Source organism: Comamonas sp. 17RB, assembly GCF_030056555.1.
Classification (GTDB): domain Bacteria; phylum Pseudomonadota; class Gammaproteobacteria; order Burkholderiales; family Burkholderiaceae_C; genus Comamonas; species Comamonas terrigena.
Genome location: NZ_JASHHY010000004.1, coordinates 82,457 through 106,753, shown reverse-complemented (window position 1 = coordinate 106,753; position 24,297 = coordinate 82,457). Strand labels below are relative to the sequence as shown.

The following is a 24,297-nucleotide window of genomic DNA, read 5'->3' as shown; positions in this document are numbered from 1 at the left end:
GCCAGGATGTCGTGCACCCTGGCCGTGCAAGGGTCTGCAGAATGGTGGCGCTGCGCTTACAGCCCCAGCACCTTGGCCACGTAGTCCGCGTCCTTGTCGCCGCGGCCCGACAGATTGACCAAAATATGCTGGCCTGCGCCCAGCTGCGGCGCCTGGCGCATGGCCCAAGCCACGGCGTGGGCACTTTCCAGCGCAGGAATGATGCCTTCCACGCGCGATAGCATCATGAAGGCGTTCAAGCATTCCTTGTCGGTGACCGACTGGTACTGCACGCGCCCCAGGTCTTTCAGATAGCTGTGCTGCGGGCCCACGCCAGGGTAATCCAGGCCGGAGGCGATGCTGTGCACGGCGGCAGGCGTGCCGTCGGCATTTTCCAGCACATAGCACTTCATGCCGTGGATTTCGCCGGGCTTGCCCACTGACAGGGTGGCTGCGTGGCGGCCGGGCTGGTCTACCCCTTCTCCGGCAGGCTCCACGCCCACCAGTTGCACGCCGGCATCGTTCAAAAAGGCGGTAAACATGCCCATGGCATTGCTGCCGCCCCCCACGCAGGCGCTGACGTAGTCGGGCAGGCGACCATGCTTGGCTTGGAACTGCTCGCGCGCTTCACGGCCGATGATGCTCTGGAAGTCGCGCACCATCATCGGAAAGGGGTGGGGCCCGACCACCGAGCCAATGGCGTACAGGTAGTCGGTGGGGTTGGTCAGGTACTCGTCGAACGCGCTGTCCACGGCTTCCTTGAGGGTGGCTGCGCCGCGGGTGACGGGCACCAGCTTGCAGCCCAGGATGCGCATCTTGGTGACGTTGGGGTGTTCCTTTTCGATATCGACCTGGCCCATGTGGATTTCGCAAGGAATCCCCACCAGCGCACAGGCCGTGGCCAGCGCCACACCGTGCTGGCCGGCTCCGGTTTCGGCAATCACTTTCTTCTTACCCATGAACCTGGCCAGCAGTGCCTCGCCCAGGCAGTGGTTGATCTTGTGGGCGCCGGTGTGGTTCAGGTCTTCGCGCTTGAGGTGGATCTGCGCGCCGCCCAACTGGGCCGACAGGCGTTTGGCATGAAAGATGGGGCTGGGGCGGCCCACATAGTCGGCAAACAGGTCGGCCAGCTCATCCTGGAAGTCCTGGCGCTGGGTGATCTGCGCATAGGCGACGTTGATGTCGTCCATGGCCTGCTTCAGGTGCGGGGGCACCAGTTGGCCGCCATAGGGGCCGAAGAAGCCCTGTTCGTCGGGCATGGAAGAAAAAGCGGGCAGAGCGTTCATGAAGTGACGGCAAGAGTGGGTGAAAAAATCCCCATCTTGATAGCACGTCATGCTTACAGCAAGCCATGCGAGCTTGTCCGGCTTGTCAACGTGTGGCGATATCGGGTGATCAGGCCATCGTGGATTCGGACGGAATCTCGGCTTCCACCAGCAACGCCAGCAGTTGCAGCGACTGCTGCCAGCCCAGGTAGCAGGCTTCTGCAGGAATCACCTCGGGCACCCCTTCCTGCACGATGTGCACCTCGGTGCCGCAGACCACGGCACGCAGGTCGACCGTGGTGGTCATGGAGCCGGGCAGGCTGGGGTCGTCAAACTGGTCGCTGTTGCGGATGCGGGTGTTGGGTACCAGCTCCAGATAGGTGCCGCCAAAGCTGCTGCGCTCGCCGGTGCCTAGGTTGACGAAGGCCATCCGAAAGCGCCCACCCGTGCGGGCATCCATTTCCAGTACCTCGCAGACGAAGCCATGGGGCGGCATCCATTTGGCCAGGGCCGCAGGGCTGGTGAAGGCGCGGTAGATGCGCTCCGGCGGAGCCTGGAGCACGCGGTGCAAGCGGATGGTGTGGGCCATGTCCAGCTCCTGTGGGCGGTGTGAAGGTGCTCAGCCTAGCGCTTTGTCGCAGGTGTGGCGAGCCAAAGCCCTGGCTGTGCCGTGGCAAAGCGCACCGGTGGCCCAGGTGGGTGATGCTGGGCGGTGCGCCGGGAGCTGTCGCCTGCAGGACGGAAGGGCAGGGTTGCTGCCAGGGTGGGGGGGCGGGGCGCGCTCCTACAGTGTCCAGAACGTGCCGGCGATGGCTGCATTTGCGCGGCGGAGAGAACAGCGCCTGCACGTTGCAAAGGGGTAGTCCGCCAGCGGTGGCGGGGCCCATGTGAAAGGCAAGAGCATGCAACGCAGAACCCTGATCGCCCTGTGCGCTTCCCTGGCCGCAGTGGCCACCATGCCCCAAGCGGGCGCACAAGGCGCATACCCCAACCGGCCCATTACACTGATCGTGCCCTATGGCGCGGGCGGGGTGACCGATGTGATCGCCCGTGCGCTGGCACAGGGCATGTCCAAGCCGCTGGGTCAAACCATCGTGATCGAGAACAAGCCTGGCGCCGGTGCCTCCATGGGCGTGGTCGACATGAAGAACGCCAAGCCCGACGGCTACCGCCTGACGCTCACGCCGGTGGGCATCTTCCGCCAGCCCCATATACAGAAGGTGAATTTCGACCCCGTGGCCGATGTCAGCTATGTGGCGGCCTTCATGACCTATGACTTCATTCTGGCCGTGCCGGCCAATTCGCCCTTCAAGAGCGTGAAGGATGTGGTGGATGCTGCCAAGCGCGACCCAGGCAGTGTTGACTACGGGACCCCTGGCAAGTTCTCGGCCAACCACGTGACCATGGCGCAGCTGGAGCAAAAGACCGGAGCCAAGTTCACCCATGTGCCGTTCAAGGGAGATGCGGATTCCATCAACTCCCTGCTGGCCGGCCACACCAAGACGGCCGTGTTTGCCAACAGCGTGCAGCCGTACCTGACCAGCGGCAAGATGCGGGCGCTGGCCATTGCCTCCGACAAGCGCACCGAAGCCTTTGCCGATGTGCCCACCTTCCGCGAGCTGGGCTATGCATTTGACGTACCGTCGCCGCTGGGCATTGCAGGTCCCAAAGCGCTGCCCGCCGAGATCACGCAAAAGCTCGAAGCGGCCATCCAGTCCGCCATGCAGGAACCCGCCTTCAAGCAGGTGGCTGCCAACTACGGCATCCGCCTGGAATACCGCAATGCCCAGGAGTACAGTGCCTTTGCCAAGAAGGCATTTGCCGAGGAGAAAGACATCGTCAAAGCGATCGGACTGGACTGATGATTCCTGCGGGCTGCTGGGTGGTGCGTTCTGCATTGCCCGGCGGGCGCGGGGTCGGCATCCGCTGTCGGATCGCGAGGCCTTGCAGTGAAGGCCTTCCAAATCCCCAGGACATTGCTTGCTGCTATAGTGTCGTGCACTGCAGCAAGGTCCATGGACTGCTGGCAGCACATTCTGGCCTTCCGCTGGCACCGTACGGCAAGCGCTCCAAGGCCCATCGCATCAGACGATGACTGTACTTTCTGTCCTGCGGCTTCTGATCCGCTGGTCTTCCCGCCCTGAACCTTCCAGGGGCCGGAAAAATTTCTCCCTCGCACCCCAACGCGTTGAGCGGGCTTGCTTTTGAGTCCTTCCTTTTTGTACCGGTGTTCTTGCACCACGTTCTGTTGTTGAACCACTCCTTCTCTCTTTCCCAGGTCGTCGGTAAATACCTTCTGTCTCCTGGTTCGGTGCCCATGCCCGACGGGCACTACACCGCCTCCCTTTCGATTCGCAGCGGCCACGGCACGGCCACCCATGACCGGGTGTTCCGCTTTGTGCCGCAATTCCGCTCCGCCCAAGCTGCCGTGGCCTACGCCATGGAGCAGGGGATGTGTTTGCTGCGCCAGCCTGGTCTGCCGGCCTGAGCGCACGACACCTTCGGGATAGATCCCCCCCAGTTTCATTCAGTCAGAGCCCTCATGTCGAAAGAAGATCTCATTGAAATGCACGGACAGGTGATGGAAGTGCTGCCGGACTCACGTTTTCGCGTGACGCTGGACAACGGCCATTCCCTGGTTGCCTACACCGGTGGCAAGATGCGCAAGTTCCGCATCCGCATCCTGGCGGGTGACAAGGTTTCGCTGGAGATGTCGCCCTACGACCTCACCAAGGGCCGCATCACTTTCCGCCATATCGAAACACGCTCCGGCGGCGCTCCTTCGGGACCGCGGCGCCGCTAAGTTCCGGGCGGTGCGTTCCTGTAGGGCGCGCCGCCCACCCTATGTCCATTGCAGCATCTGCTGCACGGTCATTTTTCCCCTGAAAGTTCAACCATGAACAACAAACTCTACGTCGGTAACCTCTCTTACTCCATTCGCGACAACGATCTGGAACAACAATTCGCCCAGTTCGGCAACGTGGCTTCCGCCAAGGTCATGATGGACCGCGACACCGGTCGCTCCAAGGGCTTCGGCTTTGTGGAAATGGCTTCGGAAGCCGAAGCACAAGCTGCCATCGAAGGCCTGCACGAGCAGTCCTGGGACGGTCGCAACATGATCGTCAACGTGGCCCGTCCCCGTGAAGAGCGCCCTGCCGGCTTCGGCGGCGGCGGCTTCCGTGGCAACAACGGCGGCGGCGGTTTCCGCGGCGGCAATGGCGGTGGTTACGGCGGCGGCCGTGGCAACGGCGGCGGCTACGGCTACTGAGCGAAGCGCTGATTGAGCGCCTGCAACACACAGAGAGATCTGGAATACCTGGTACTTCGACCTCTGTGCAGGCGCCAATGGGCCCGCAAAAAAGCTCCCCTGGTGGGAGCTTTTTTCATGGGTGCGTGGCAGGCGGCGCCATCTGAGATGTCGGTCGCAGCGGTGCACAGAAAGTCATTTCAGCGCCGTGCCGAGCCGCGTGTGGCGGCTCGCATACCCGTGAGCCCGGGCATGGCGGCACGCATGGCATCCAGAAAGCAGCGCAGCCGTGCAGGGTAGAAAGCGGCCTGCGGGTAGACCAGGGAGACAGGCAGCGGCGCTGCCTCCCAGCCCGGTACCAGGTGCTGCAGCCGGCCGGCGCGCAGATCGTCTTGCACCATCCAGGCCGAGGCAATACCCACCCCCAGACCGGCCAGTGCGGCGCTGCGCAGGGCATACAGGCTGTCGGTGGACAGCCGGGGCTGGATGGCAAAGCGCTGCATGCCGTGCTGGGCATGGGTCAGACACACTTCGCGCTGATAGAAGGTGTTGAGTGCCATCCACGGCCAGTCTGCCAGATCCTGTGCGGCAGTGGCTGGCGGGTGCTGGGCGACCAGGGGCGGGGCTGCCACCACGATGCGGGGGACTTCGGCCAGACGCAGGGCAATGGCTGCAGGGTCCAGCACCTGGCCAACCTGGATGGCGCAGTCAATGCCTTCGGCAATGAAGTCCGCCCGGCGGTCATGCAGCAGCCATTCCACCTGCACCTCGGGGTAGCGGCGCATGTAATCCAGCAGCGGCGCCATGAGCTGGTCCTGGCCAAAGGCGTGGGGCACCAGCACGCGCAACTGGCCGCGCGGTACATCCTGCACGCCACGCAGATCCGCCTCCATGGCCTCCCATTCATGCACCAGCGACTTGGCATGGGCGTAGCAGCGTTCGCCGTCCACGGTCAGCTTCATGCCGTGGGTGGAGCGTTGCAGCAGACGCAGGCCCAGCGTGCGCTCCAGTTGCTGCAGGCGGCGGCTGACGGTGGGTTGGGTGGTGCCCAGCTGCAAGGCTGCGGCCGAGAGGCTGCCTGCTTCCACGATACGCACCAGCGTGTGCATCAGCGCAATGCGATCGCTGCCGGCAGAGAGGGTTGTTTCCATACGTAGAGCGTATAGCAGATCTGCATGCCAGACCACTACACAAGCGCATGCTGACTCCAGATACTACGCAGCATTCCAAACAAAACCACAGATGGACACCATGTCATCCATTCAATCTACGTATGAAGAGCGTCTTGCCGGCGCCACTGCGGCAGCTGCTGCAGCCGCCGTGCCAATCCCTGCACCGCAGGCCATTGGCGCGCCGCTGCTGCTGTTGCTGGCTGCAGCTGCAGGTGTCAGCGTGGCGTCGCTGTACTACAGCCAGCCCATGCTGGGCCTGCTGGGGGCCGATATGCATGCGTCCGCGAGCACGGCCGGCTGGGTGCCCACGCTGACGCAGCTGGGCTATGCGCTGGGCATTCTGCTGCTGGCCCCGCTGGGGGACCGGTATGACCGCCGCCGCATCATTCTGGTCAAGGCCGTGGCCCTGGTAGGGGTGCTGCTGGCCAGCGGACTGGCGCCCGGCATGGGCAGCCTGCTGGCAGCCAGCCTGGGCGTTGGTCTGGCCGCCACGATGGCACAGGATGTGGTGCCTGCTGCCGCCACCCTGGCCCCTGCTGCCCAGCGTGGCCGCATGGTGGGCACGGTGATGACCGGGCTGCTGCTGGGCATCTTGCTGTCCCGTGTGGTCAGCGGCCTGGTGGCCCAGCTCTGGGGCTGGCGCAATATGTACCTGCTGGCGGCAGCGGCCATGGCCGTGCTGGTTGTGGCGGTGTGGCGCGGCCTGCCACACTTTGCGCCCACCACCCAACTGGGCTGGCTGGCGCTGATGCGTTCCATGTGGGGACTGTGGCGCCAGCATGCGGCCTTGCGCCGCGCGGCCCTGGCACAAGGCCTGCTGGCGGTGGGGTTCAGCGCCTTTTGGTCCACGCTGGCGGTGATGCTGCACAGCCAGTTCCAGCTGGGTGCCGCCGCCGCCGGAGCGCTGGGGCTGGCCGGCGCGGCGGGCGCCCTGGCCGCGCCACTGGCTGGGCGCATGGCCGACCGCCGTGGCCCTGAACTGGTGACGCGCGCAGGCGCTGGACTGGCAGCGGCAGCCTTTGCCAGCATGGCCACCGCGCCCTGGCTGGGAGCGCAGGGCCAGTTGCTGCTGATCGTGGCGGCGGCCGTGGTGTTTGACTTTGGTGTGCAGGCCGTGCTGGTGGCCCACCAGACGATTGTCTATGGCATTGCGCCCGAGGCCCGCAGCCGCCTGAATGCGCTGCTGTTTACCGGCATGTTCGTGGGCATGGCCAGTGGTGCAGCCCTGGGCAGTTGGGTGCTGGACCATGCGGGTTGGTTGGGCGTGGTGGTGCTGGCCACGGTGTCGTCCCTGGCCGCCCTGGCGGTGCGCTGCTGGCCTCATGCCCGTTGAGTGCGGCGGAAACCCTTGGCATGCGCCGTGAGGCCGCACCTGGCGCGTGGTGTGCGCCCTGGCTGTCACAGAGGGGGCACCGCTGCACCAAGGGCGTTGTCGGTCTCAGTCCGGGCGAGGTAAGGTGCGCAGCACCTCGGCCAGCCGGCGCACGCCGGCTTCGAGCTCCATGGGGCTGTGGGCTGCAAAGCCCATCAACACGCCTTGGTGGCGCGGTGTGCCGCTGTAGAGCGCCGACATTCCTGCCAGGGTGATGCCGGCACGCGCTGCGGCAGCCACCAGCTGCGCTTCCGGCAGCCCGCCGCGCAGGTGGCAGGCCATTTGCATGCCACCTGCGGGCACCTGGGGCTCCAGCCACTCGGCCAGATGCGTGCGCAGCAATCGGGCCAGCACATCGCGCCGGTGGGCGTAGACGGTGCGCATGGTGCGGATGTGGGCACCCAGGTGACCGCCTTCGATGAAGCGCGCCAAGGTCAGCTGGGCCAGGGGAGCGCTGTGCCCGTCCTGCAAGGAGCGGGCCACGGTCATAGGGGCCACCAGCGCGGGCGGCAGCACCATATAGCCCAGGCGCAGGCCTGGAAACAGCGATTTGCTGAATGTGCCGATATAGAGCGTGCGCCCGTGGGTATCCAGCCCCTGTACGCAGGCCGTGGGCTTGCCCGCGTAGTGGAATTCACTGTCGTAGTCGTCCTCAAGGATCCAGGTCTGGTGTTCCCGGGCCCAGGCGATGGCGGCCAGCCGCCGCTCCAGCGACAGTGTGGCTCCGGTGGGGTACTGGTGGGATGGGGTCAGAAACATGGCCTGGGCGGAGGGTGCAGCAGCGAGGTGCTGCATCTGCATCCCATCGGCATCCAGCGGGACGGGTTGGCAGACCAGGCCGGCAGCATCAAAGGCCCTGCGTGCGCCGTGGTAGACCGGGTCTTCGATCAGGATGCGGTCACCCGGGTCCAGCAGTACCTGAGCGCACAGGCCCAGCGCCTGCTGTGAGCTGGTCAGGACCAGCACCTGTTCGGGTGTGGCGCGGGCTCCGCGCTCCAGATTGACATAGTCGGCAATGGCCTGCCGCAGGGGCAGCATGCCCTGCGTCGGGCTGTGCTGCAGGGCGCGGTGGCCGTACTCCTTGAGCACCTGGCGCTGCAGCCGTTCCCAGGCCGGCAATGGAAAGTTGCGGGTCTCGGGCACGCCGGGCACAAAGGCATGGGGCACCGGAAAGTCGCTGACGCCACCGGCGGCCAGCATGGCCTGACCGCGCCGGCTCAGCTGTGGTGCTGTGGCGGCGGGGGGCACTGCGGGGCGGACAGGCAGGCTCCGCGCCTGCTGGGACACCCGGCTACCGCTGCCCACGCGCCGGGTGATGAAACCTTCGGCGTGCAGCTGGCTGTAGGCCGTTTCCACCGTATCGCGCGAAACCGCCAGCGATTGCGCCAGCGCGCGGGATGCAGGCAGGGGGCGCCCTGCTGCCAGCTGGCCATCAAGGATCAGCTGCCGCAGGCCGCGCTGCAGGCGTGCGTGCAAGGGCAGGGCATGGTGGGCCGGATCGGCCATCCAGGCTTTGACGGATTCAAGCAAGGCGTGTTTGAACAATTGGTCTGGCTATTTGTGAAAAAGTGGTTGGCATCATCATGCCATTGGAATTTTATAAACGGCGCATGCCCAGGCCACCGTCCAGTCCGGTTCCAGCTGCCGTACAGGCCAGGGTGCATTCGATCTGTTGGAAAGTTGTTCAGGCATGCCCCATACCCCGGCTCCCGTTTCTGTGTCCACGCGGCTGTGTCTGCGCGATGTGTTCCACCCTGCCGTGGCGGGGCTGGTGTCGGTCATCGTCAACTACGGCGGTACTTTCATTCTGGTGTTTCAGGCGGCCCGGGTGGCCGGGCTGGATGCCGCGCACACCGCTTCCTGGGTGTGGTCGCTCTCCATTGGCGTGGGTCTGACGGGCCTGCTGCTGAGCTGGATGACACGTGCCCCCATCATCACGGCCTGGTCCACGCCGGCGGCGGCGTTTCTGGTGACGGCATTGGCCAGCACACCCTATGCCGAAGCCGTGGGCGCCTACCTGGTATCGGCTGCGGCCTTTGTGGTGCTGGGGCTGTCGGGGGGCTTTGAGCGTGTCATCCGGCTGATTCCAGCGGGCGTGTCCACGGGGCTGCTGGCGGGGATTCTGCTGCCCTTCGGCATGCGGGCCTTTGGCGGCATGGCGGTGGAGCCGGCACTGGCGCTGTTGCTGATCGTCGCCTATGTGGTGCTCAAGCGCATTGCCGCGCGCTATGCGGTGGTGGGCATTCTGCTGCTGGGGCTGGCGTTCCTGGTGCTGCAGCAACGCGTGGACCTGGCGGGGTTGTCGTTGCAATTTGCGGCACCGGTGTACACCGCACCAGCCTGGTCGCTGGACAGCCTGCTCAGCGTGGCCCTGCCGTTGTTTCTGATCACCCTGACGGGGCAGTACATGCCGGGCATGCTGGTGTTGCGCAACGATGGCTTCGCCACCAGTGCCAACCCGATCGTGACGGTGACCGGTCTGGGCTCGCTGCTGATGGCTCCGTTTGGTGCGCATGCCTTCAATCTGGCGGCCATCACGGCGGCCATTGCCACGGGGCGCGAAGCCCATGAGGATCCGTCCAAGCGGTGGATTGCGGGGGTTAGCGCAGGCCTGGCCTACTGTCTGGTGGGGGTGTTCGGGGTGACGCTGGCCGCCGTCTTCATGGCCCTGCCGGCCGCTTTCACCACCACGCTGGCCGGGCTGGCCCTGCTGGGCACCCTGGGCGGCAGTCTGGCGGCCGCCCTGGCGGATGCCCGTACCCGCGAGGCGGCGCTGATCACCTTTCTGGCAGCTGCGGCCAACATCCAGTGGCTGGGCGTTGGTGGGGCTTTCTGGGGCCTGGTGATCGGTCTGCTGGCCCATGCCGTGCTGCATGGTCGCATGCCCCGGCGCCCGCAGAGCGCTGCGCCGCTGACAGCAACTTCCTCTGTCACCAAGGCCTGAGCCTATGTCGGCTCCACACTTCTCTTACCCTGCGACCCGCACCGACCATGACCGGCATGGTCGCTATCCCCAGGCCCTGACCCTGGCGGACTTTCAACACAATCTGGCGGCGGTCCAGGCCCGCATGGCGGCGGCCTGCCAACGCGCCGGGCGGGATGCGGCCAGCGTGCGGCTGCTGCCGGTGAGCAAGACCAAACCCGAAGCCAGTCTGCGCCTGGCCCATGCGGCGGGTTGCCGGATGCTGGGCGAAAACAAGGTGCAGGAGGCCTGGGGCAAATGGGAAGCTCTGCAGGACCTGACCGATCTGCGCTGGTCAGTCATCGGCCATCTGCAAACCAACAAGGCCAAGCTGGTGGCGCGCTTTGCCAGCGAATTCCAGGCCCTGGACAGCCTGCACCTGGCCGAGGCCCTGGACCGCCGCCTGCAGGTAGAAGGGCGCGCGCTGGATGTCTTTGTCCAGGTCAACACCTCGGCCGAGGCCAGCAAATACGGGCTGGCACCCGAAGCGGTGCCGGCGTTTCTGCGCGCCTTGCCTGCCATGTCGGCGCTGCGGGTGCGCGGCCTGATGACGCTGGCGCTGTTCTCCCATGACAGCGCGCGGGTCCGTCAGTGTTTTGTGTGCCTGCGCGGGCTGCGGGACCAGTTGCGGCACAGTGCACCGGCGGGCATGTCTTTGGACGAGCTGTCCATGGGGATGTCGGGTGACTTTGAAATCGCGATCGAGGAGGGGGCCACCGTGGTGCGCTTGGGCCAGGCCATTTTCGGTGCCCGGGCGGTGCCGGACCAGCACTATTGGCCAGGACTTGCGGGGCCGGTGGAGGTGGATGGGGGCTCTGCGCAGTCGCTTCACCCGAACTGAATGCCCTGGGCCAGAGGCAGCTCGCGCGAGTAGTTGATGGTGTTGGTGGTGCGGCGCATGTATTGCTTCCAGGCGTCGGAGCCGCTTTCGCGGTCGCCACCGGTTTCCTTCTCGCCGCCAAAGGCGCCACCAATCTCGGCCCCGCTGGGGCCGATGTTGACGTTGGCAATGCCGCAGTCCGAGCCGGCGGCCCCGAGAAACGTCTCCACCTCTCGCAGATCGTTGGAGAAAATGCAGGAGGACAGGCCCTGGGGCACGCCGTTGTTCCAGTCGATGGCCTGCTCCAGCGTGTCGTAGGTCAGCACATAGAGCAGAGGCGCAAAGGTCTCGTGCTGCACGATGGCGGTTTGCGCCGGCATGTCCACAATCGCCGGGGCCACGTAATAGCCGTGGGGGAACTGCTCTGCCAGCACGCGCTGGCCGCCGGTCAGCACGGTTCCGCCTTGGGTCTGGGCCTGGGCAAGGGAATGCTGCATCGCATCCCAAGCGGCACGGTCGATCAGCGGGCCCACCAATGTGCCGGCCTGTAGCGGGTTGCCGATGCGCAGGCTGGCATAGGCTTTCAGGAGCTTTTCCAGCAGCGCGGCCTTGGCACTGCGGTGAACGATCAGTCGGCGCAGCGAGGTGCAGCGCTGGCCTGCCGTGCCCACGGCGCTGAAGACGATGGCACGCACCGCCAGATCCAGATCGGCCGCGGGTGTGACCACCATGGCATTGTTGCCCCCCAACTCCAGAATGCGCTTGCCAAAGCGGGCTGCCACCTTGGGGCCCACGGCGCGGCCCATGCGGCTGGAGCCCGTGGCGGACACCAGGGCGATCTGCGGGCTGTCCACCAGGGCCTCGGCCACATCGCTGTGGCCGAGCACGATCTGCGCCAGACCCGGCGGAGCACGGTCGCCAAATCGGGCGATCGCCCGCTCCAGTGCCTTGAAGGTGGCCAGGCCGGACAACGGGGCTTTCTCCGAGGGCTTGAAGACCACCGGGTCGCCGCATACCAAAGCCAACGCCGCGTTCCAGGCGAACACCGCGCTGGGAAAATTGAAGGCGGTGATCACGGCCACCGGCCCCAGCGGGTGGTACTGCTCCATCATGCGGTGACCGGGGCGTTCGGACACGATGGTCTTGCCATGCAGCTGGCGTGACAGGCCGACGGCAAACTCGCAGATGTCCACGCCTTCCTGTACTTCCCCCAGGCCTTCCTGCAGGATCTTGCCCACCTCGCGCGAGACTACCTGACCGATGTCGGCCTTGCTGCGGCGCAGCTCTTCGCCCCACAGCCGCACCAGCTCGCCGCGCACCGGAGCGGGTACCAGACGCCATTGCAGAAAGGCCTGGGCCGCACGATCGATCACGGCCGGCATGGCTGCCACGGGCAGTGCGGCCAGCTGGGCCAGCGTTGCGCCATCGATGGGGGAGCGCACGGTGATGTCATCGCCCTGGTGGGCGGCCAGATCGATGCCGCAGTGCGACAGCACGGTGGAAAAGTCGGTGGCAGAAAGCGCGGTCATGGGTGTTCCGTGGAAGAGGGGTGGGTGGGCTTGTGCGGTGGCACGGGTTTCAGCCCGTGGTAGAAAATCCAGGCCGCTGCGAGGTACACCAAGGGATAGGCCAGCGCGTAGGCCGCCAGTTCCAGGTAGGCGGACAGGCTGTCTGCTGCAAAAAGCAAGGTGTGTACCAGTGCCACCAGCAATGCCACCGTGTATGCCAGCAGTGCCAGATAGGCCGCGGCCGTGGCCGCCAGCAGCATGGCACGCCGCCGGACCGGGACCTGCAGCACACCGGCACGCAACTGCCGTGGGATGTGCAGCAGGCGGTAGACCGCCAGCATGAGCAGAAATGGCAGGGCAATGGCGGGCAGAACAAACATGGCAGCGGGCAGAAAGAGGCAGACCCTGGCTGGGTGATCAGACGTCGGTGTTGCCGGGCGGAGCTGAAGCGGGCAGCAGGGCTTCAACGTAGCGCCCCACACGGGTGTTGCGCAAGGCGGAAAGCGTGCATTGCTCCTGTCGCACAAAGCCTTGTTGCGGCAGCAGGCCCTGGGCACACAATTCCACTGCAGCCAGCGCGCCAGCGGCGGTGGTCAATTCAATTGCGGTGCGCTGCCGCCCGCGCAGCGGTGCACCGTAGAGCCGGGTGCTGTGCGTGAGCTGTTCCAGCCGACCGCCGCGCATGCCCGTGGCCGTGGCGGCAATCACCACCATGTCGTCGCGGCTGTGGGGGATGGCGCCATCGAGCACCTGGCGCAGCAAATCGCGCCGCTCGATCAGGCGCAGCCCGTGCAGCAGCAGGTGCATGGCATCGCGGTGGCCCGGGTGGCGAATGGTCTTGTAATTCAGGTTGCGCACGCGGCCGGCCAGTGTTTCGCACAGCGTGCCCAGGCCGCCAGAGGTGTTGAAGGCCTCGAACACCTGCCCGTCGAGGCTGAGGTTTTCCAGGCCCTCCAGGGGTTGCACATTGGCGAGCTGGCCGCCCACGATGGCGTCACAAGGGTTGCAGTATTCGTTGATGACGCCGTCCACGCTCCAGGTGAAGTGGTAGCGCAGCGCATTCAGGGCGTGCAGCGTGAGCGCGCCCACGCGCAGTTGCAGGTCATAGAGCTCGTCAAACTGCCCGGCCAGATGGCCGCCCAGCATGCCGATCAACCCCGGAGCCAGGCCGCACTGCGGCATCAGGACAGCCCGTGCCCGGGGGGCCAATGCGCGGATGGTGCGGGTGGCCGCCACGTCCTCGGTCAGATCAAAGTAATGCACGCCCCGCTGCGCTGCGGCCGTGGCCACGCGTGCTGCGCAGAAAAATGGCAGGGCATTGATCACCAGAGGATGCTGGTCCAGCACCGAAGCGAGCGCCGCATCATCCTGCACATCCAGTTGCAGAGGATGCAGCTGAGGATCACCATGGGTCGAGGGGGGATGCATATCGGCCAGCGTGACCTGCGTGCCATACAAATCGACCAGCATGTCGGCGAGGGTGGTGCCAATCTTGCCGGCACCGAGGATCAACACCTTGTCCAGAGCAAACTGCATAGCAACTCCTTGTCCAAGCCACCCACCATCCCGGCGGTGAGGCGACGGCGCGCATACCGTGCGTGTCAGTCCAATGTAGCGAGGGCCACGAAAAATGCAGCCAGGGTCGTGGGGATAAATTTTCTAATGGGGTGTGAGAGCCGCTAACTGAATGAATTTGAATGCATTCTTGGATGGGATCGCCAGAGAACAGGTGATGCTGCACCGGTGCACAACGAAAAATGCCACCCAATGCAGATTGGGTGGCATTCGGCAGGCAAGCAAAGCCGGCGGCTACGCCATCATTTCTTTTGCAGCATCTTGATCACGCTGGAGAAATCCTCCCCGCCATGGCCCGCAATGCTGTGTGCGGCGTAAATGGCGCGGGCCATGCCGCCCAGCGGAGTGCTGGATTTGGTGGTGATGGCGTTTTCCTGGGCCAGCCCCAGATCCTTCAGCATCAGATCGGTGCCAAAGCCGCCTGCATAGCCTTTGCTGGCGGGCGCGTTTTCGTGCACGCCGGGAAAGGGGTTGTATTTCTCCAGTGCCCAGTTGCCGCCGGAGCTGCGGCGCATGATTTCGCTCAGCACCTTGGGGTCCAGGCCATTGGCTACGCCCAGGGCAATGGCTTCGCTGGTGCCCACCATCAGAATGCCCAGCAGCATGTTGTTGCAGATCTTGGCAGTCTGGCCCGCACCCACGGCACCGGCGTGGAAGATGTTGGCGCCCATTTTTTCCAGCAGCGGACGTGCACGGTCCAGCTGGGCGTCGCTGCCACCCACCATGAAGGTCAGGGTGCCGGCAATGGCACCGCCAGTGCCACCGGAGACCGGGGCGTCGATGAAGTCAATGCCCGCTGCTTCAGCGGCCTTGGCCACTTTCTGGCTGGTGGCAGCGGCGATAGTGGAGCTGTCGATCACCAGCGCGCCCTTGGCGATGTGCTGCAACAGGCCGGGGGCGTTGCCGTTGCCCAGGAACAGCGCTTCCACATGCTGGCTGGCGGGCAGCATGGTGACGATGGCCTCGGCGCCCTGCACGGCGTCCTGCGCGCTGGTGGCGACATGGCCGCCGGCCGCCACCACCTTGGCGATGGCTTCCTGGCTCAGGTCAAAGGCTTTGACACTGTGGCCGGCCTTGACCAGGTTGATGGCCATGGGTGCGCCCATATTGCCGAGGCCGATGAATGCGATTTGCATGGTGCTGTCTCCTTGGGTGTGTAGGTATGGGAAAGAGGTCAGGTCGGTTCAGTGGTGGCTTACGTGCGGTGGCGTGCTGCCGCCTGAGGGTGGTGGGAGCGCGGGATGGAATGCTTTCGCCATCTGGGGTCAGTCTGCGGCGATGGCTGCGCCCTTGTCGGCCAGCAGCGCGCGCAGGATGCTGCGGTGGCAGCGGGTTTCGTCGTCGCAATAGCAGCCAATGGCAAAGCTGGTCTGTCGCGACAGCGCGGCGAGCAGTTGCAGTGTGCGGTCAGCACCGGCATCGGCCATTTCCTTGCGGAAGGCTTTGTCGAACTGCTGCCAAGCCTTGAGATCACCACTCTTTTGCGCGGCCTGGCCCAGGGCCATGGTGTCGGCGCTGGGCGACAGCTCGGGGTACCAGCAGTCGTAGTAGTCGCGGCTGGCAAATTCTGCTTTGGGCACGCCCCGTGGCGGGCGTCGCACGGTGCCAATGCGCAAACCCTCGCCGGGCGCGCGTGGGGTGCCGAGTTGGACGATGCGAAGGGGCATGGCGGGGTTCCTGGGGCTTGGCGTGTGAAAGTCTGGGGTTGGCTGAACGCGGTGGGCAGGATGGCGGCGGCTTACAGATCGTCGTCATCAAACACCGAATGCTTGCGCGGCGTCACCGCTTTTCGGTTGCCGGTTTTTGCAGGTGTTTTGGGCTTCTCAAGCGCTTCTGGTGCGCTGGGGGTGCTCTTTTTTATAGAGCGCTTGCGTGCTGCAGCACCGTTTGTCTCTGCGGTGTTCCCCGCAGCAGCTTTTGGTGTGGCCTTCTTGGGGGTGGCCTTGGCCAATGGGTTGAAGGCCAGGGCCGCGTCAATCCAGTGCTGCCACTGGGCGCGCGTGGCGTAGGCGGCGGGGCCCACCAGAAAATAGCCATCCATCAGCCCGCGGCTCGACAGTGGCCGCACACCCGGCGTCTCTGCGACTTCGGCGTGGGTTGTGGGGGGCAGGCGCACCAGCAGCTCGTCATGCTCCACGCCCAGGCACATCTTGCCGTCCACCATGAATACATGGCAGCCGAACATGCGCTTTTCCTCCACATCGCTGCCTTGCTCGGCCAGGGCCTCGCGCACGGCGTCAATCAGTTGCAGCGTATCGTCGGACAGGGGGCGGGCGGGCATGGTATGGGAGGGAACGGCTTCTACGGTATGGACAGTGCGCAGGTGCATGCTACAGAAGGCTGCAGCGCAGCGCTTCAGCGGATGGCCTCGCAGGCATCGCCATCCAGCATGCGCCGGGCAATGATCACACGCATGATTTCGTTCGTGCCTTCCAGGATCTGGTGCACGCGGGCATCGCGCATCAAGCGCTCCAGCGGGTATTCGCGGATATAGCCGTAACCGCCGTGCAGTTGCAGCGCTTCGTTGCAGACCATGAAGCCGGCGTCTGTGGCAAAGCGCTTGGCCATGGCGCAGTAGGTCGATGCGTCGCGTGCGCCGGCATCCAGCTTGGATGCGGCCAGACGCACCATCTGCCGCGCGGCGACCAGTTCGGTCGCCATGTCGGCCAGCTTGAACTGCAGGGCCTGGAAGCTGGCAATGGGTTTGCCGAACTGCTTGCGCTCCTGCATATAGGCTTGTGCCTGGGTGAGGGCGCCTTGGGCGGCACCGACCGAGCAGGTGGCGATATTGATGCGGCCGCCGTCCAGCCCCTTCATCGCGATTTTGAAACCTTCGCCCTCGCGGCCCAGCAGGTTCTGGGCAGGAATGCGCACATTGTCGAAGCTGATCACGCGGGTGGGCTGGCTGTTCCAGCCCATTTTTTCTTCCTTCTTGCCGTAGCTCACGCCGTCGGCATGGGCGGGGACGACAAAGGCGGAGATGCCAGAGGCGCCGGAGTTAGCGTCACCGGTGCGGGCCATCAGCACCAGCACGTCGGTGGCGCCGGCGCCGCTGATGAAGGCCTTGCTGCCATTGATGATGTATTCGTTGCCCACCAGCTCGGCCCGGGTCTTGAGCGAGGCGGCATCAGAACCGGCCCCGGGTTCGGTCAGGCAGTAGCTGGCCAGTTTGTGTCCGCTGGTAAGCGCCTCGCCCCATTCGCTGCGCACGGCATCGGTGGCCCAGGTGCCCAGCATCCAGGTGGCCATGTTGTGGATGGTGATGAAGGCGGTGGTGGAGGGGTCCACGGCCGCCAGCTCTTCGAACACCAGCGTGGCATCCAGTCGGGGCAGGGCCAGGCCGCCGGCATTTTCGGGCGCATACAGACCGCAGAAACCCAGCTCGCCTGCCTTGGCAATGGCTTCGCGCGGGAAGGTGGCTTCGCGGTCCCACTCGGCCGCATGGGGGGCCAGCTCGCTTTGGGCGAAGGCACGGGCGGTATCGGCAAAGGCGCGTTGGTCTTCGGTGAGTTCAAAGTCCATGGCGGGTGTCTCCGTTTCGTTGTTGTTCTGGGGGGCGTGGCCAACGGATTAAAAGTCCGTTGGCCTCCGCCGGTCGTGCTGCCTGGAGCCGCTCATTGCGGCGGCCTTTCGCCATGGTGCAGCCAGTGTTTCAGCGTGGTATGGCGTGCTTCGGTGGCCGCCGTCAGGCAGCGGTGATAGCGCGCTGGCCAGTCGGCCCGGTCTTCGTCGGCCGCATGGCGGGCCTTGCAGTCGCGCGTGCGCTGCCGGCTCCAGGCGGTTTGGTCCTGGCGCAGGGCAGGGCGTTCATGGGCGGAGAGGGCGCGCATCACGTCGGCGTAAAGAATGTTCTGGGCCGTGTCCACTTCCTGAAAGTGCTGTACGGCACAGGCGTTCAGGCTGGCAACGGCGGTGGATTGTGGGTCGCAGGCCGCACCGGCCTGGGCCCGTGCAGTGCCAGGGCACAGCGCAGAAACGGTCAGCAGGCAGGCGGCATACAGGCTTGCGAAGGACTGCAGCGGCTGGCCCATGCTGGGAAATGCAGGCGAAGACATGTCTGCATCATCCCAGATTCCATGCGGCCAGCCGGACTTGCATGCCCGGCCCATGGACTGCAGTTGCTATCGTTTCTGCTGCTGCCGGCTTACTTCAGGCTGATGGTGGTGTTCACACCGTGGCTGGTCGTGCTGTCGTCGAACCAGCGCGCGGTCACGGTCTTGGTCTGGGTGTAGAACATCACCACCTGCTTGCCATAGGGGCCCAGGTCGCCCAGCTTGGAGGCGCGGCTGCCGGTGAACGAGAACAGTGGCACGGGCACCGGGATGGGCACATTGATGCCGACCTGGCCCACGTCGATTTCCTCCTGGAACTTGCGCGCAGCAGCGCCGCTCTGGGTGAAGATGGCCGTTCCGTTGCCGTTGGGGTTGGCGTTGATGAAGGCGATGGCTTCATCGATGTCCGCCGCTTCGGCGATGCACAGCACAGGGCCGAAGATTTCCTGGTCGTACACGCTCATGCCGGGCTTGACGCCGCTGAAGACGGTCGGGCCAACGAAGTTGCCTTTTTCATAGCCCTGGACACTGGGCTTGCGGCCGTCCAGTTCCAGCTTGGCGCCATCGGCAATGCCGCGCTCGATCAGGCCTTCGACGCGCGACAGGGCGGCGCAGCTGACCACCGGGCCCACATCGGTGCCGGCTTCGGTGCCGCCCGAGACCTTGAGCGTCTTGGCCTTTTCCACCAGTTCGGGGATCCATTTCTGGGCGTCACCGACCAGCACCACCACCGACAGCGCCATGCAGCGCTGGCCTGCGGCACCGAAAGCGGCACCGGCCAGGGCGTTGAGCGACTGCTCCTTGTTGGCATCGGGCATGACGATGGCGTGGTTCTTGGCGCCCATCATGCACTGCACGCGCTTGCCGTTCAGGCTGGCGCGGTTGTAGACATGGGTGCCCACCTTGGTGGAACCCACGAAACTGATGGCCTTGATGTCGGGGTGGTCGCAGATGGCGTTCACCGCATCTTCACCGCCGTGGATCACGTTCAGCACGCCAGGGGGCACGCCGGCTTCCAGCGCCAGTTCGCACAGGCGCATGGTGACCATGGGGTCTTGCTCGGAAGGCTTGAGCACAAAGGTGTTGCCGGTGGCAATGGCCATGGGGAACATCCACAGCGGAATCATGGCCGGGAAGTTGAACGGCGTGATGCCGGCGCACACGCCCAGCGGCTGGTTCAGTGTATAGGTGTCGACGCCATTGGCCACGTTGTTGGCCAGTTCGCCCAGTTGCAGATTGCCGATGTTGGCGGCGTGCTCCACCACTTCCAGGCCACGGAAGACATCGCCTTCCGCATCCGGCAGGGTCTTGCCCTGTTCGGCGGTCAGGATGGCCGCCAGTTCCTTCATGTTTTCTCGGATCAGTTGCTGCAGCTTCAGGAAGATGCGGGCACGCGTGCCGATGGGGGTCTTCTTCCAGGTCTTGAACGCTTCCTTGGCATTGCTCACCGCCAGGTTGATTTCCTCGGGGGTGGCGAAGGGCACCCGGGCCAGCACTTCCTGGGTGGCGGGGTTGACCACATTGCGCCACTGCGTGGTCTTGGATTCGACCAACTGGCCGTTGATCAGCAGCTTGACGGTGGGGGCCAGCACGGCGGACTTGTCAGGGGCGTTCATGGGTGTCTCCTGGAAATGGGGGTGAAGCCGAAGCCTGCCGTCCATGTCGGACAAGCCCCGAGGTGGATCCCATGTTAGATGTGCAAAATGCTGCAAACAAGTGCTATTCATGCACTTAGGGTTTGCGTTTTTGCACAGGTCTTTCGAGAGAGATATCCGCTGTATGGCGCGCAGGCCATGGCAGTGTGAGGTGACACCGTACGAGGGGAGAACATGGATTGGGAGCAACTGCGCCACTTTGGCGCCTTGGCCCGGGCGGGCACGCTGGCGGGCGCGGCCCGCAGCCTGGGGGTGGAGCACACCACGGTGGCGCGGCGCGTGCAGGCGCTGGAAAAAGCGCTGGGCAAAAGCCTGTTCGCCCGGGGGGCAAACGGTCACCAGTTGACCGAAGCCGGCCGGCAATTGTTGCCGGCCATCGAAGCCATGACACAGGCGGCCCGCCAACTGGAGCACGCGGCCGAACTGGCCGTGGATGATGCCGAGGCCCCCAGTGGACTGGTGCGTGTGGGCACCACCGAGGGCCTGGGCACGCAACTGCTGGCGCCTGCCCTGGCCAGGCTAACGCTGCAGTGGCCGCAGCTGTCGGTGGATTTGCTGGCGCTGCCACGCCTGCTGCACCTGTCGCGACGCGAGGCAGACATCGTGATTTCCCTGGAGCGGCCCAAGCGCGGTACGGTGGTGGTCAGCAAGCTGGCGGACTATCGCCTGTACCTGTATGGCGAGCGTGAGTACCTGGCCCGCCGCCCGCTGGTGGCCCTGCGCGAGGATCTGCGCCACCACCGCTTCATCCATTACGTGGACGACCTGCTGTTTTCCAAGGAGCTACAGTTGCTGGACCAGTTGTACCGGCCGGAGCGCTTTGCCTTTCGCTCGACCAGCATCACCGCACAGTACGAGGCGGTGCGGGCCGGGGCCGGACTGGCAGTGCTGCCGGCGTTTCTGGCGGACCGTGACCCGACCTTGAGCCGTGTGCTGCCCCAACAAGCCTGCTTTACCCGCACCTTCTGGATGAGCATGCCGGAAGAGCTCAAAGGCTTACCGCGCATCCAGACGGTGTGGCGTTTCTTGAAGGAGGCGGTGCAGCAGAAGCAGACCTGGCTGGGCTGAGGATGGTCCGTTGGGGTGTTTTTCACCCGGGTGACCGCCCATCCGCACAACACCTAGGTTGATTCAGGTCATTTCTGTTTCAAAGTGTTGACGTTTTAGATAGAAAAGTCATCAATTCAGCCGTTCAACAACATAGAAAGGCACTATGCTTTTAAGTGGTCCACAGTTTTAGCCGCCTATCGTCTTATTCGTCTGTGTGATCTTCTCCTCCCCCTTCATGGCAGTTGCTCCTTCTTCGCGCACGTGGGTCTCGGTCTGGCTGTTGCCAGGGGCTGTGCTATGCGGTGGTGGTTTGCTGAGCCTGGTGCTGGCGTGGATGCTGCAGCGCACGGTGCAGACCATGGCGCACGAGCGCGCGGTGCACCGCATCGATACGCTGGTGCAGGGGTTGGAACACAGTGTCAACTCGTACGGCGAAATCGTCAAAGGCCTGCAGGCGCGCTTTTCGGTCAAGCCGTATCTGAGCCGCCAGGAGTTCGACGCCACCATGGTGGAGATGGATGTGCCGCGCCGTTATCCCGGTCTGCGCGCGCTGACCTTCACCCGTATCCTGGCCCCGACCGAGCTGGCCAATTTTGAAGCCAGTCTGCGTGCCGATGGCCAGGTGGCGCGCCAGGATCTGCGCATCCGCTTTGCGGCCGACCGCTCGGAGTACGCCGTGGTCGACTATGTCTGGCCGTTGCGTGGCAATGCCGCGCTGGCCGGGCTGGATGTGTATCTGCAGCCCGAAAGCCTCTCGAGCCTGCTGCAGTCGCGTGCCACGGGCAAGGTGTCCATGACCGCGCCGTTCACGCTGCTGCAGGACGACAAGGACCCCACCGGGGTGTTGATCCGTGCACCGGTGTTTGTGACGCCTGCCGGCCAGGGTGAGCCGGTATTCCAGGGCGCCGTCAACATCAGCCTGCAGACGCGCGAGCTGCTGCTGCATGCGCTGGACGCGGTGCAGCTCGATGGCGTGGCTGTGACGGTGGAGGACCTGGGGCGTGCCGATCAGCAGCCTGGTGGCGAGAACCTGCGCCGCACCATTTACCGCACACCCAATTGGGAAGCATCCACCACCACACTGGCCCCGGTGCTGCGGGACATTGCCGTGCATGACCGTATCTGGCGGGTGCAGTTGCTGCCGCGCAGTGCGTTGCTGTCCCAGGTGGAGAGTGCCCACCCGTGGCTGATGGGGGCCGGCGGCCTGGGTGCGAGTGCCCTGCTGGCGCTGCTGGTGGCCTTGCTGGCCCGCCAGCGCCAACAGGCCCGCCAGGAGGTGGAGCACACCCAGTCGGCATTGCAGGAGAGCATGGACCGCTTTCATGATCTGTTCCACCACTGTGGCATGGGGGTGAGCAAGGTGTGCTCGGAAACCGGGCGCCTGCTGCAGGTGAACCAGCGCTATTGCGAGATTCTGGGTTTCAGCGAAAAAGAGCTGTTGCGCACCAATGTGCTGGAACTGAGCGCGCCAGAGGATGTGGACGACACGCGCCGGCTGCTGAGCGAGCTGCGCCAGGGCCTGATCTCCAACTATCTGCAGTCCAAGCGCATGCGCCGCAGCGATGGACAGTTGATCTGGGTGGAGGTGGCGGCTTCTCCGTTGCTGGATGGCCAGCAGGAACTGCTGGGTCAGCATATTTCGGTGGTGCAGGACGTGTCCGAGCGTCGCCAGCTGCAGGCTGCACTGGAGCAGCGCGAGGCGCGGCTCAGCGCCATGCTGCAGGCGCTGCCAGTGGGCATGCTGATGGTGGATGCGCATCAGCGCATTCTCTCCATCAACGACCGTTTCACGGCGCTGACCGGCTATGGCCCGCAGGACCTGCAAACATTGGATGACTGGTGGAATGTGATCCAGCCCGATGCATCGCAGCGCCAGACCAGCCGGGCCTGGGTGGAGTCTGCCCGGCGCGAGGCCATGGTGCAGGGGGTGATGCCCTGCTGCGAGCTGGCCGTGCACTGCAAGGACGGCAAGATCCGGGCCCTGGAGCTGTCTGGCAGCCCGGTGCAGAGCGATTTTGTCTTTACGCTGATGGACCTGAGCCAGCGCAAGCAGGCCGAAGAGAAGATCCGCAACCTGGCGCTGTTCGACATGCTGACCCAGCTGCCCAACCGCCGCCAGTTGCTGGAACGGGTGCATGACGCGCTCCAGCACTGTCCACGCCAGAACTCTGCTGGAGCCTTGCTGCTGCTGGACATCGACAATTTCAAGACCCTGAACGAAACCCAGGGCCACGACCAGGGCGATGCGCTGCTGCTGCAGGTGGCGCAGCGCCTGTCGCACTGCCTGGCCCAGGGGCCGCATGCGGGTTACACCCTGGCCCGCCAGGGCGGGGACGAATTTGCGGTGGTGCTGGAGAACCTGCCGGCCGATCCGCTGCAGGCCGCCCAGCAGACCGAAAAACTGGGGCGCCGCATGATGGAAGCGCTGCGCGAGCCTTTCATCCTGGGTACCGCCCCTTGCCACGTCACGGTCAGCATGGGAGCCACCACGTTCCATGGCACGGGCGAGACGGTGGAAGAGTTGCTCAAGCGGGCAGACCTGGCGATGTACGAGGCCAAGAGTGCCGGGCGCAACGCGCTGCACTTCTTCGACCCCAGCATGCAGTCCGCGATCCGCGCCCGCGCGGAGATGGAAGCCGACCTGCGCAACGCGATCGAGCAAAGCCAGTTCGATCTGTATTACCAGCCCCAGGTCATGCACGAGCAGGTGGTAGGGGCAGAGGCACTGCTGCGCTGGCGGCACCCGGTCAAGGGGTTCATCTCGCCTGCGCTGTTCATTCCGCTGGCTGAGGACAACGGCATGGTGCTGCAGCTGGGCCGCTGGGTGCTGCACACGGCCTGCCGCCAGCTGGCGCAGTGGGCGCAGCGCCCCGGCCTGGCGGAGTTGGCGCTGTCGGTCAATGTCAGCCCGCTGCAGTTCCAGCAGCCGCAGTTTGTGCAGGATGTGGAGCAGGCCCTGGCCTCGCACGGCGTGCGCCCCGACCGCTTGAAGCTGGAGCTGACCGAGGGCATGCTGCTGTCCGATGTGGAAGACACCATCCGCAAGATGGAGCAACTGCGCGGCCTGGGCGTGGCCTTCTCGCTGGACGACTTTGGTACCGGCTATTCCTCGCTGTCGTATCTGAAGCGTTTGCCGCTGGAGCAGCTCAAGATCGACCAGAGCTTTGTGCGGGAAGTGCTGACCAATGCCAACGACCAGGCGATTGCCAAGACCATCGTCGCCCTGGCCAGCTCGCTGGGGCTGCGGGTGATTGCGGAAGGCGTGGAAACCGCAGCCCAGCGCGATTTTCTGGATGCCAACGGCTGCCATGCTTGGCAGGGCTATCTGTTCAGTCCGGCTGTGCCGGTGGCGCAGTTCGAAGCCTGGGTGGCCCAGTTCAGCGGCGTGGAGCACACCGCCATCGCCTGAGTGGCGCGCTGGTGACTCCGGCCACCGCAGACCGGGCGAATGGTGATGGATGTCCAGTTCTTTGAGCAGGCTGGGCCGGAGCTGCAGCGCGACGCTGCGCACGGACGGCGTGATCGCCAACACGTGTTCCTAGGGAAATCAGCCACCGCAGCGCTTGCCATCTGCACTGCATGCTATGGTTTGTGCATTCTTTTACACCGGACACCGTCACTTTGTGGCGGTTCTGTCTTT

At 65.0% G+C, this 24,297-nt stretch carries 22 protein-coding genes; 9 read left to right on the top strand and 13 right to left on the bottom strand.

The annotated features are described in order from the left end of the window. Positions 1-56: 56 nt before the first annotated feature. Both trpB and QM470_RS08735 read right to left on the bottom strand, forming a co-directional pair. Positions 57-1,265: a tryptophan synthase subunit beta gene (gene trpB, locus QM470_RS08740; RefSeq protein WP_283338959.1), complete on the bottom strand. Its 1,209-nt coding sequence runs from the start codon at positions 1,263-1,265 to the stop codon at positions 57-59. Positions 1,266-1,374: 109 nt separating this feature from the next. After that, a complete protein-coding gene (locus QM470_RS08735; RefSeq protein WP_272970098.1) occupies positions 1,375-1,833 on the bottom strand; it encodes an SRPBCC family protein in 459 nt (152 codons plus the stop codon). 313 nt (positions 1,834-2,146) lie between these two features. Between QM470_RS08735 and QM470_RS08730 the strand changes: the two genes are divergently transcribed. From QM470_RS08730 to rbp, 4 genes are all read left to right on the top strand, one after another. Next, a complete protein-coding gene (locus QM470_RS08730; protein ID WP_066535967.1) occupies positions 2,147-3,106 on the top strand; it encodes a Bug family tripartite tricarboxylate transporter substrate binding protein in 960 nt (319 codons plus the stop codon). 455 nt (positions 3,107-3,561) lie between these two features. After that, complete coding sequence (locus QM470_RS08725) at positions 3,562-3,732, top strand: hypothetical protein (RefSeq protein WP_227657880.1); 171 nt, start codon at positions 3,562-3,564, stop codon at positions 3,730-3,732. Positions 3,733-3,786: 54 nt separating this feature from the next. Next, entirely contained in the window at positions 3,787-4,047 is a 261-nt protein-coding gene (gene infA, locus QM470_RS08720; protein ID WP_066534340.1) for a translation initiation factor IF-1, read from the top strand. Between the two features lie 93 nt (positions 4,048-4,140). Then, on the top strand, positions 4,141-4,512 hold the full coding sequence (rbp, locus tag QM470_RS08715; protein ID WP_066534338.1) for an RNA-binding regulator: 372 nt from the start codon (positions 4,141-4,143) through the stop codon (positions 4,510-4,512). A 179-nt stretch (positions 4,513-4,691) separates the two neighbouring features. Here the strand turns inward: rbp and QM470_RS08710 are convergent, their stop codons facing one another. Continuing rightward, on the bottom strand, positions 4,692-5,642 hold the full coding sequence (locus QM470_RS08710) for a LysR family transcriptional regulator (protein WP_283338958.1): 951 nt from the start codon (positions 5,640-5,642) through the stop codon (positions 4,692-4,694). A gap of 100 nt (positions 5,643-5,742) precedes the next feature. On the opposite strand from QM470_RS08710, the gene QM470_RS08705 reads away from it, so the two are divergent. Next, positions 5,743-6,996, top strand: coding sequence for an MFS transporter (locus QM470_RS08705; protein WP_283338957.1), 1,254 nt, complete (start codon positions 5,743-5,745; stop codon positions 6,994-6,996). Positions 6,997-7,101: 105 nt separating this feature from the next. Here QM470_RS08705 and pdxR read toward each other — a convergent pair whose 3' ends face one another. Next, on the bottom strand, positions 7,102-8,580 hold the full coding sequence (pdxR, locus tag QM470_RS08700) for a MocR-like pyridoxine biosynthesis transcription factor PdxR (protein WP_283338956.1): 1,479 nt from the start codon (positions 8,578-8,580) through the stop codon (positions 7,102-7,104). A gap of 145 nt (positions 8,581-8,725) precedes the next feature. On the opposite strand from pdxR, the gene QM470_RS08695 reads away from it, so the two are divergent. After that, entirely contained in the window at positions 8,726-9,979 is a 1,254-nt protein-coding gene (locus QM470_RS08695; RefSeq protein ID WP_283338955.1) for a benzoate/H(+) symporter BenE family transporter, read from the top strand. 4 nt (positions 9,980-9,983) lie between these two features. Beyond that, positions 9,984-10,838: a YggS family pyridoxal phosphate-dependent enzyme gene (locus QM470_RS08690; RefSeq protein ID WP_283338954.1), complete on the top strand. Its 855-nt coding sequence runs from the start codon at positions 9,984-9,986 to the stop codon at positions 10,836-10,838. On the opposite strand, the gene amaB is transcribed toward QM470_RS08690, so the two are convergent. From amaB to QM470_RS08645, 9 genes are all read right to left on the bottom strand, one after another. Then, positions 10,826-12,346, bottom strand: a complete 1,521-nt coding sequence (gene amaB / locus QM470_RS08685; RefSeq protein ID WP_283338953.1) for an L-piperidine-6-carboxylate dehydrogenase — start codon at positions 12,344-12,346, stop codon at positions 10,826-10,828. The two genes, QM470_RS08690 and amaB, sit on opposite strands and share 13 nt — an antisense overlap. Beyond that, positions 12,343-12,705 (bottom strand): hypothetical protein, encoded by a 363-nt coding sequence (locus tag QM470_RS08680; protein WP_283338952.1) that lies wholly within the window; start codon positions 12,703-12,705, stop codon positions 12,343-12,345. Before QM470_RS08680 ends, amaB begins: the two co-directional genes overlap by 4 nt. 37 nt (positions 12,706-12,742) lie before the next feature. Continuing rightward, the gene (locus QM470_RS08675; RefSeq protein WP_283338951.1) at positions 12,743-13,861 is read right to left on the bottom strand and encodes a saccharopine dehydrogenase family protein; all 1,119 of its coding nucleotides are present in this window, start codon (positions 13,859-13,861) and stop codon (positions 12,743-12,745) included. 281 nt (positions 13,862-14,142) lie between these two features. Continuing rightward, on the bottom strand, positions 14,143-15,036 hold the full coding sequence (mmsB, locus tag QM470_RS08670) for a 3-hydroxyisobutyrate dehydrogenase (RefSeq protein WP_283338950.1): 894 nt from the start codon (positions 15,034-15,036) through the stop codon (positions 14,143-14,145). Positions 15,037-15,165: 129 nt separating this feature from the next. Further along, positions 15,166-15,567, bottom strand: coding sequence for a DUF488 domain-containing protein (locus tag QM470_RS08665; protein ID WP_283338949.1), 402 nt, complete (start codon positions 15,565-15,567; stop codon positions 15,166-15,168). A gap of 71 nt (positions 15,568-15,638) precedes the next feature. Further along, entirely contained in the window at positions 15,639-16,181 is a 543-nt protein-coding gene (locus QM470_RS08660; protein WP_283338948.1) for a TfoX/Sxy family protein, read from the bottom strand. A gap of 74 nt (positions 16,182-16,255) precedes the next feature. Further along, positions 16,256-17,422 carry an acyl-CoA dehydrogenase family protein gene (locus QM470_RS08655; protein WP_283338947.1) on the bottom strand — a complete coding sequence of 389 codons (1,167 nt, stop codon included), beginning with the start codon at positions 17,420-17,422 and terminating at the stop codon, positions 16,256-16,258. 92 nt (positions 17,423-17,514) lie between these two features. After that, the gene (locus QM470_RS08650; RefSeq protein ID WP_283338946.1) at positions 17,515-17,955 is read right to left on the bottom strand and encodes a lysozyme inhibitor LprI family protein; all 441 of its coding nucleotides are present in this window, start codon (positions 17,953-17,955) and stop codon (positions 17,515-17,517) included. 89 nt (positions 17,956-18,044) lie between these two features. After that, complete coding sequence (locus QM470_RS08645; protein ID WP_279998878.1) at positions 18,045-19,568, bottom strand: CoA-acylating methylmalonate-semialdehyde dehydrogenase; 1,524 nt, start codon at positions 19,566-19,568, stop codon at positions 18,045-18,047. Positions 19,569-19,781: 213 nt separating this feature from the next. Between QM470_RS08645 and QM470_RS08640 the strand changes: the two genes are divergently transcribed. Both QM470_RS08640 and QM470_RS08635 read left to right on the top strand, forming a co-directional pair. Further along, on the top strand, positions 19,782-20,675 hold the full coding sequence (locus tag QM470_RS08640) for a LysR family transcriptional regulator (RefSeq protein WP_283338945.1): 894 nt from the start codon (positions 19,782-19,784) through the stop codon (positions 20,673-20,675). A gap of 217 nt (positions 20,676-20,892) precedes the next feature. Next, positions 20,893-24,066 (top strand): bifunctional diguanylate cyclase/phosphodiesterase, encoded by a 3,174-nt coding sequence (locus QM470_RS08635; protein ID WP_283338944.1) that lies wholly within the window; start codon positions 20,893-20,895, stop codon positions 24,064-24,066. The last annotated feature ends 231 nt before the right edge of the window (positions 24,067-24,297 follow it).

Bases quoted from the DNA above. Each gene is read 5' to 3' on its own strand.
- QM470_RS08735 (WP_272970098.1), bottom strand. From the start codon at position 1,833: ATGGCCCACACCATCCGCTTGCACCGCGTGCTCCAGGCTCCGCCGGAG.
- QM470_RS08690 (WP_283338954.1), top strand. From the start codon at position 9,984: ATGTCGGCTCCACACTTCTCTTACCCTGCGACCCGCACCGACCATGAC.
- QM470_RS08675 (WP_283338951.1), bottom strand. From the start codon at position 13,861: ATGCAGTTTGCTCTGGACAAGGTGTTGATCCTCGGTGCCGGCAAGATT.
- amaB (WP_283338953.1), bottom strand. From the start codon at position 12,346: ATGACCGCGCTTTCTGCCACCGACTTTTCCACCGTGCTGTCGCACTGC.
- QM470_RS08730 (WP_066535967.1), top strand. From the start codon at position 2,147: ATGCAACGCAGAACCCTGATCGCCCTGTGCGCTTCCCTGGCCGCAGTG.
- infA (WP_066534340.1), top strand. From the start codon at position 3,787: ATGTCGAAAGAAGATCTCATTGAAATGCACGGACAGGTGATGGAAGTG.
- QM470_RS08645 (WP_279998878.1), bottom strand. From the start codon at position 19,568: ATGAACGCCCCTGACAAGTCCGCCGTGCTGGCCCCCACCGTCAAGCTG.
- mmsB (WP_283338950.1), bottom strand. From the start codon at position 15,036: ATGCAAATCGCATTCATCGGCCTCGGCAATATGGGCGCACCCATGGCC.
- QM470_RS08680 (WP_283338952.1), bottom strand. From the start codon at position 12,705: ATGTTTGTTCTGCCCGCCATTGCCCTGCCATTTCTGCTCATGCTGGCG.
- QM470_RS08665 (WP_283338949.1), bottom strand. From the start codon at position 15,567: ATGCCCCTTCGCATCGTCCAACTCGGCACCCCACGCGCGCCCGGCGAG.
- QM470_RS08725 (WP_227657880.1), top strand. From the start codon at position 3,562: ATGCCCGACGGGCACTACACCGCCTCCCTTTCGATTCGCAGCGGCCAC.
- QM470_RS08660 (WP_283338948.1), bottom strand. From the start codon at position 16,181: ATGCCCGCCCGCCCCCTGTCCGACGATACGCTGCAACTGATTGACGCC.
- QM470_RS08655 (WP_283338947.1), bottom strand. From the start codon at position 17,422: ATGGACTTTGAACTCACCGAAGACCAACGCGCCTTTGCCGATACCGCC.
- QM470_RS08705 (WP_283338957.1), top strand. From the start codon at position 5,743: ATGTCATCCATTCAATCTACGTATGAAGAGCGTCTTGCCGGCGCCACT.
- QM470_RS08640 (WP_283338945.1), top strand. From the start codon at position 19,782: ATGGATTGGGAGCAACTGCGCCACTTTGGCGCCTTGGCCCGGGCGGGC.
- rbp (WP_066534338.1), top strand. From the start codon at position 4,141: ATGAACAACAAACTCTACGTCGGTAACCTCTCTTACTCCATTCGCGAC.
- QM470_RS08695 (WP_283338955.1), top strand. From the start codon at position 8,726: ATGCCCCATACCCCGGCTCCCGTTTCTGTGTCCACGCGGCTGTGTCTG.
- QM470_RS08650 (WP_283338946.1), bottom strand. From the start codon at position 17,955: ATGTCTTCGCCTGCATTTCCCAGCATGGGCCAGCCGCTGCAGTCCTTC.
- trpB (WP_283338959.1), bottom strand. From the start codon at position 1,265: ATGAACGCTCTGCCCGCTTTTTCTTCCATGCCCGACGAACAGGGCTTC.
- QM470_RS08635 (WP_283338944.1), top strand. From the start codon at position 20,893: ATGGCAGTTGCTCCTTCTTCGCGCACGTGGGTCTCGGTCTGGCTGTTG.
- QM470_RS08710 (WP_283338958.1), bottom strand. From the start codon at position 5,642: ATGGAAACAACCCTCTCTGCCGGCAGCGATCGCATTGCGCTGATGCAC.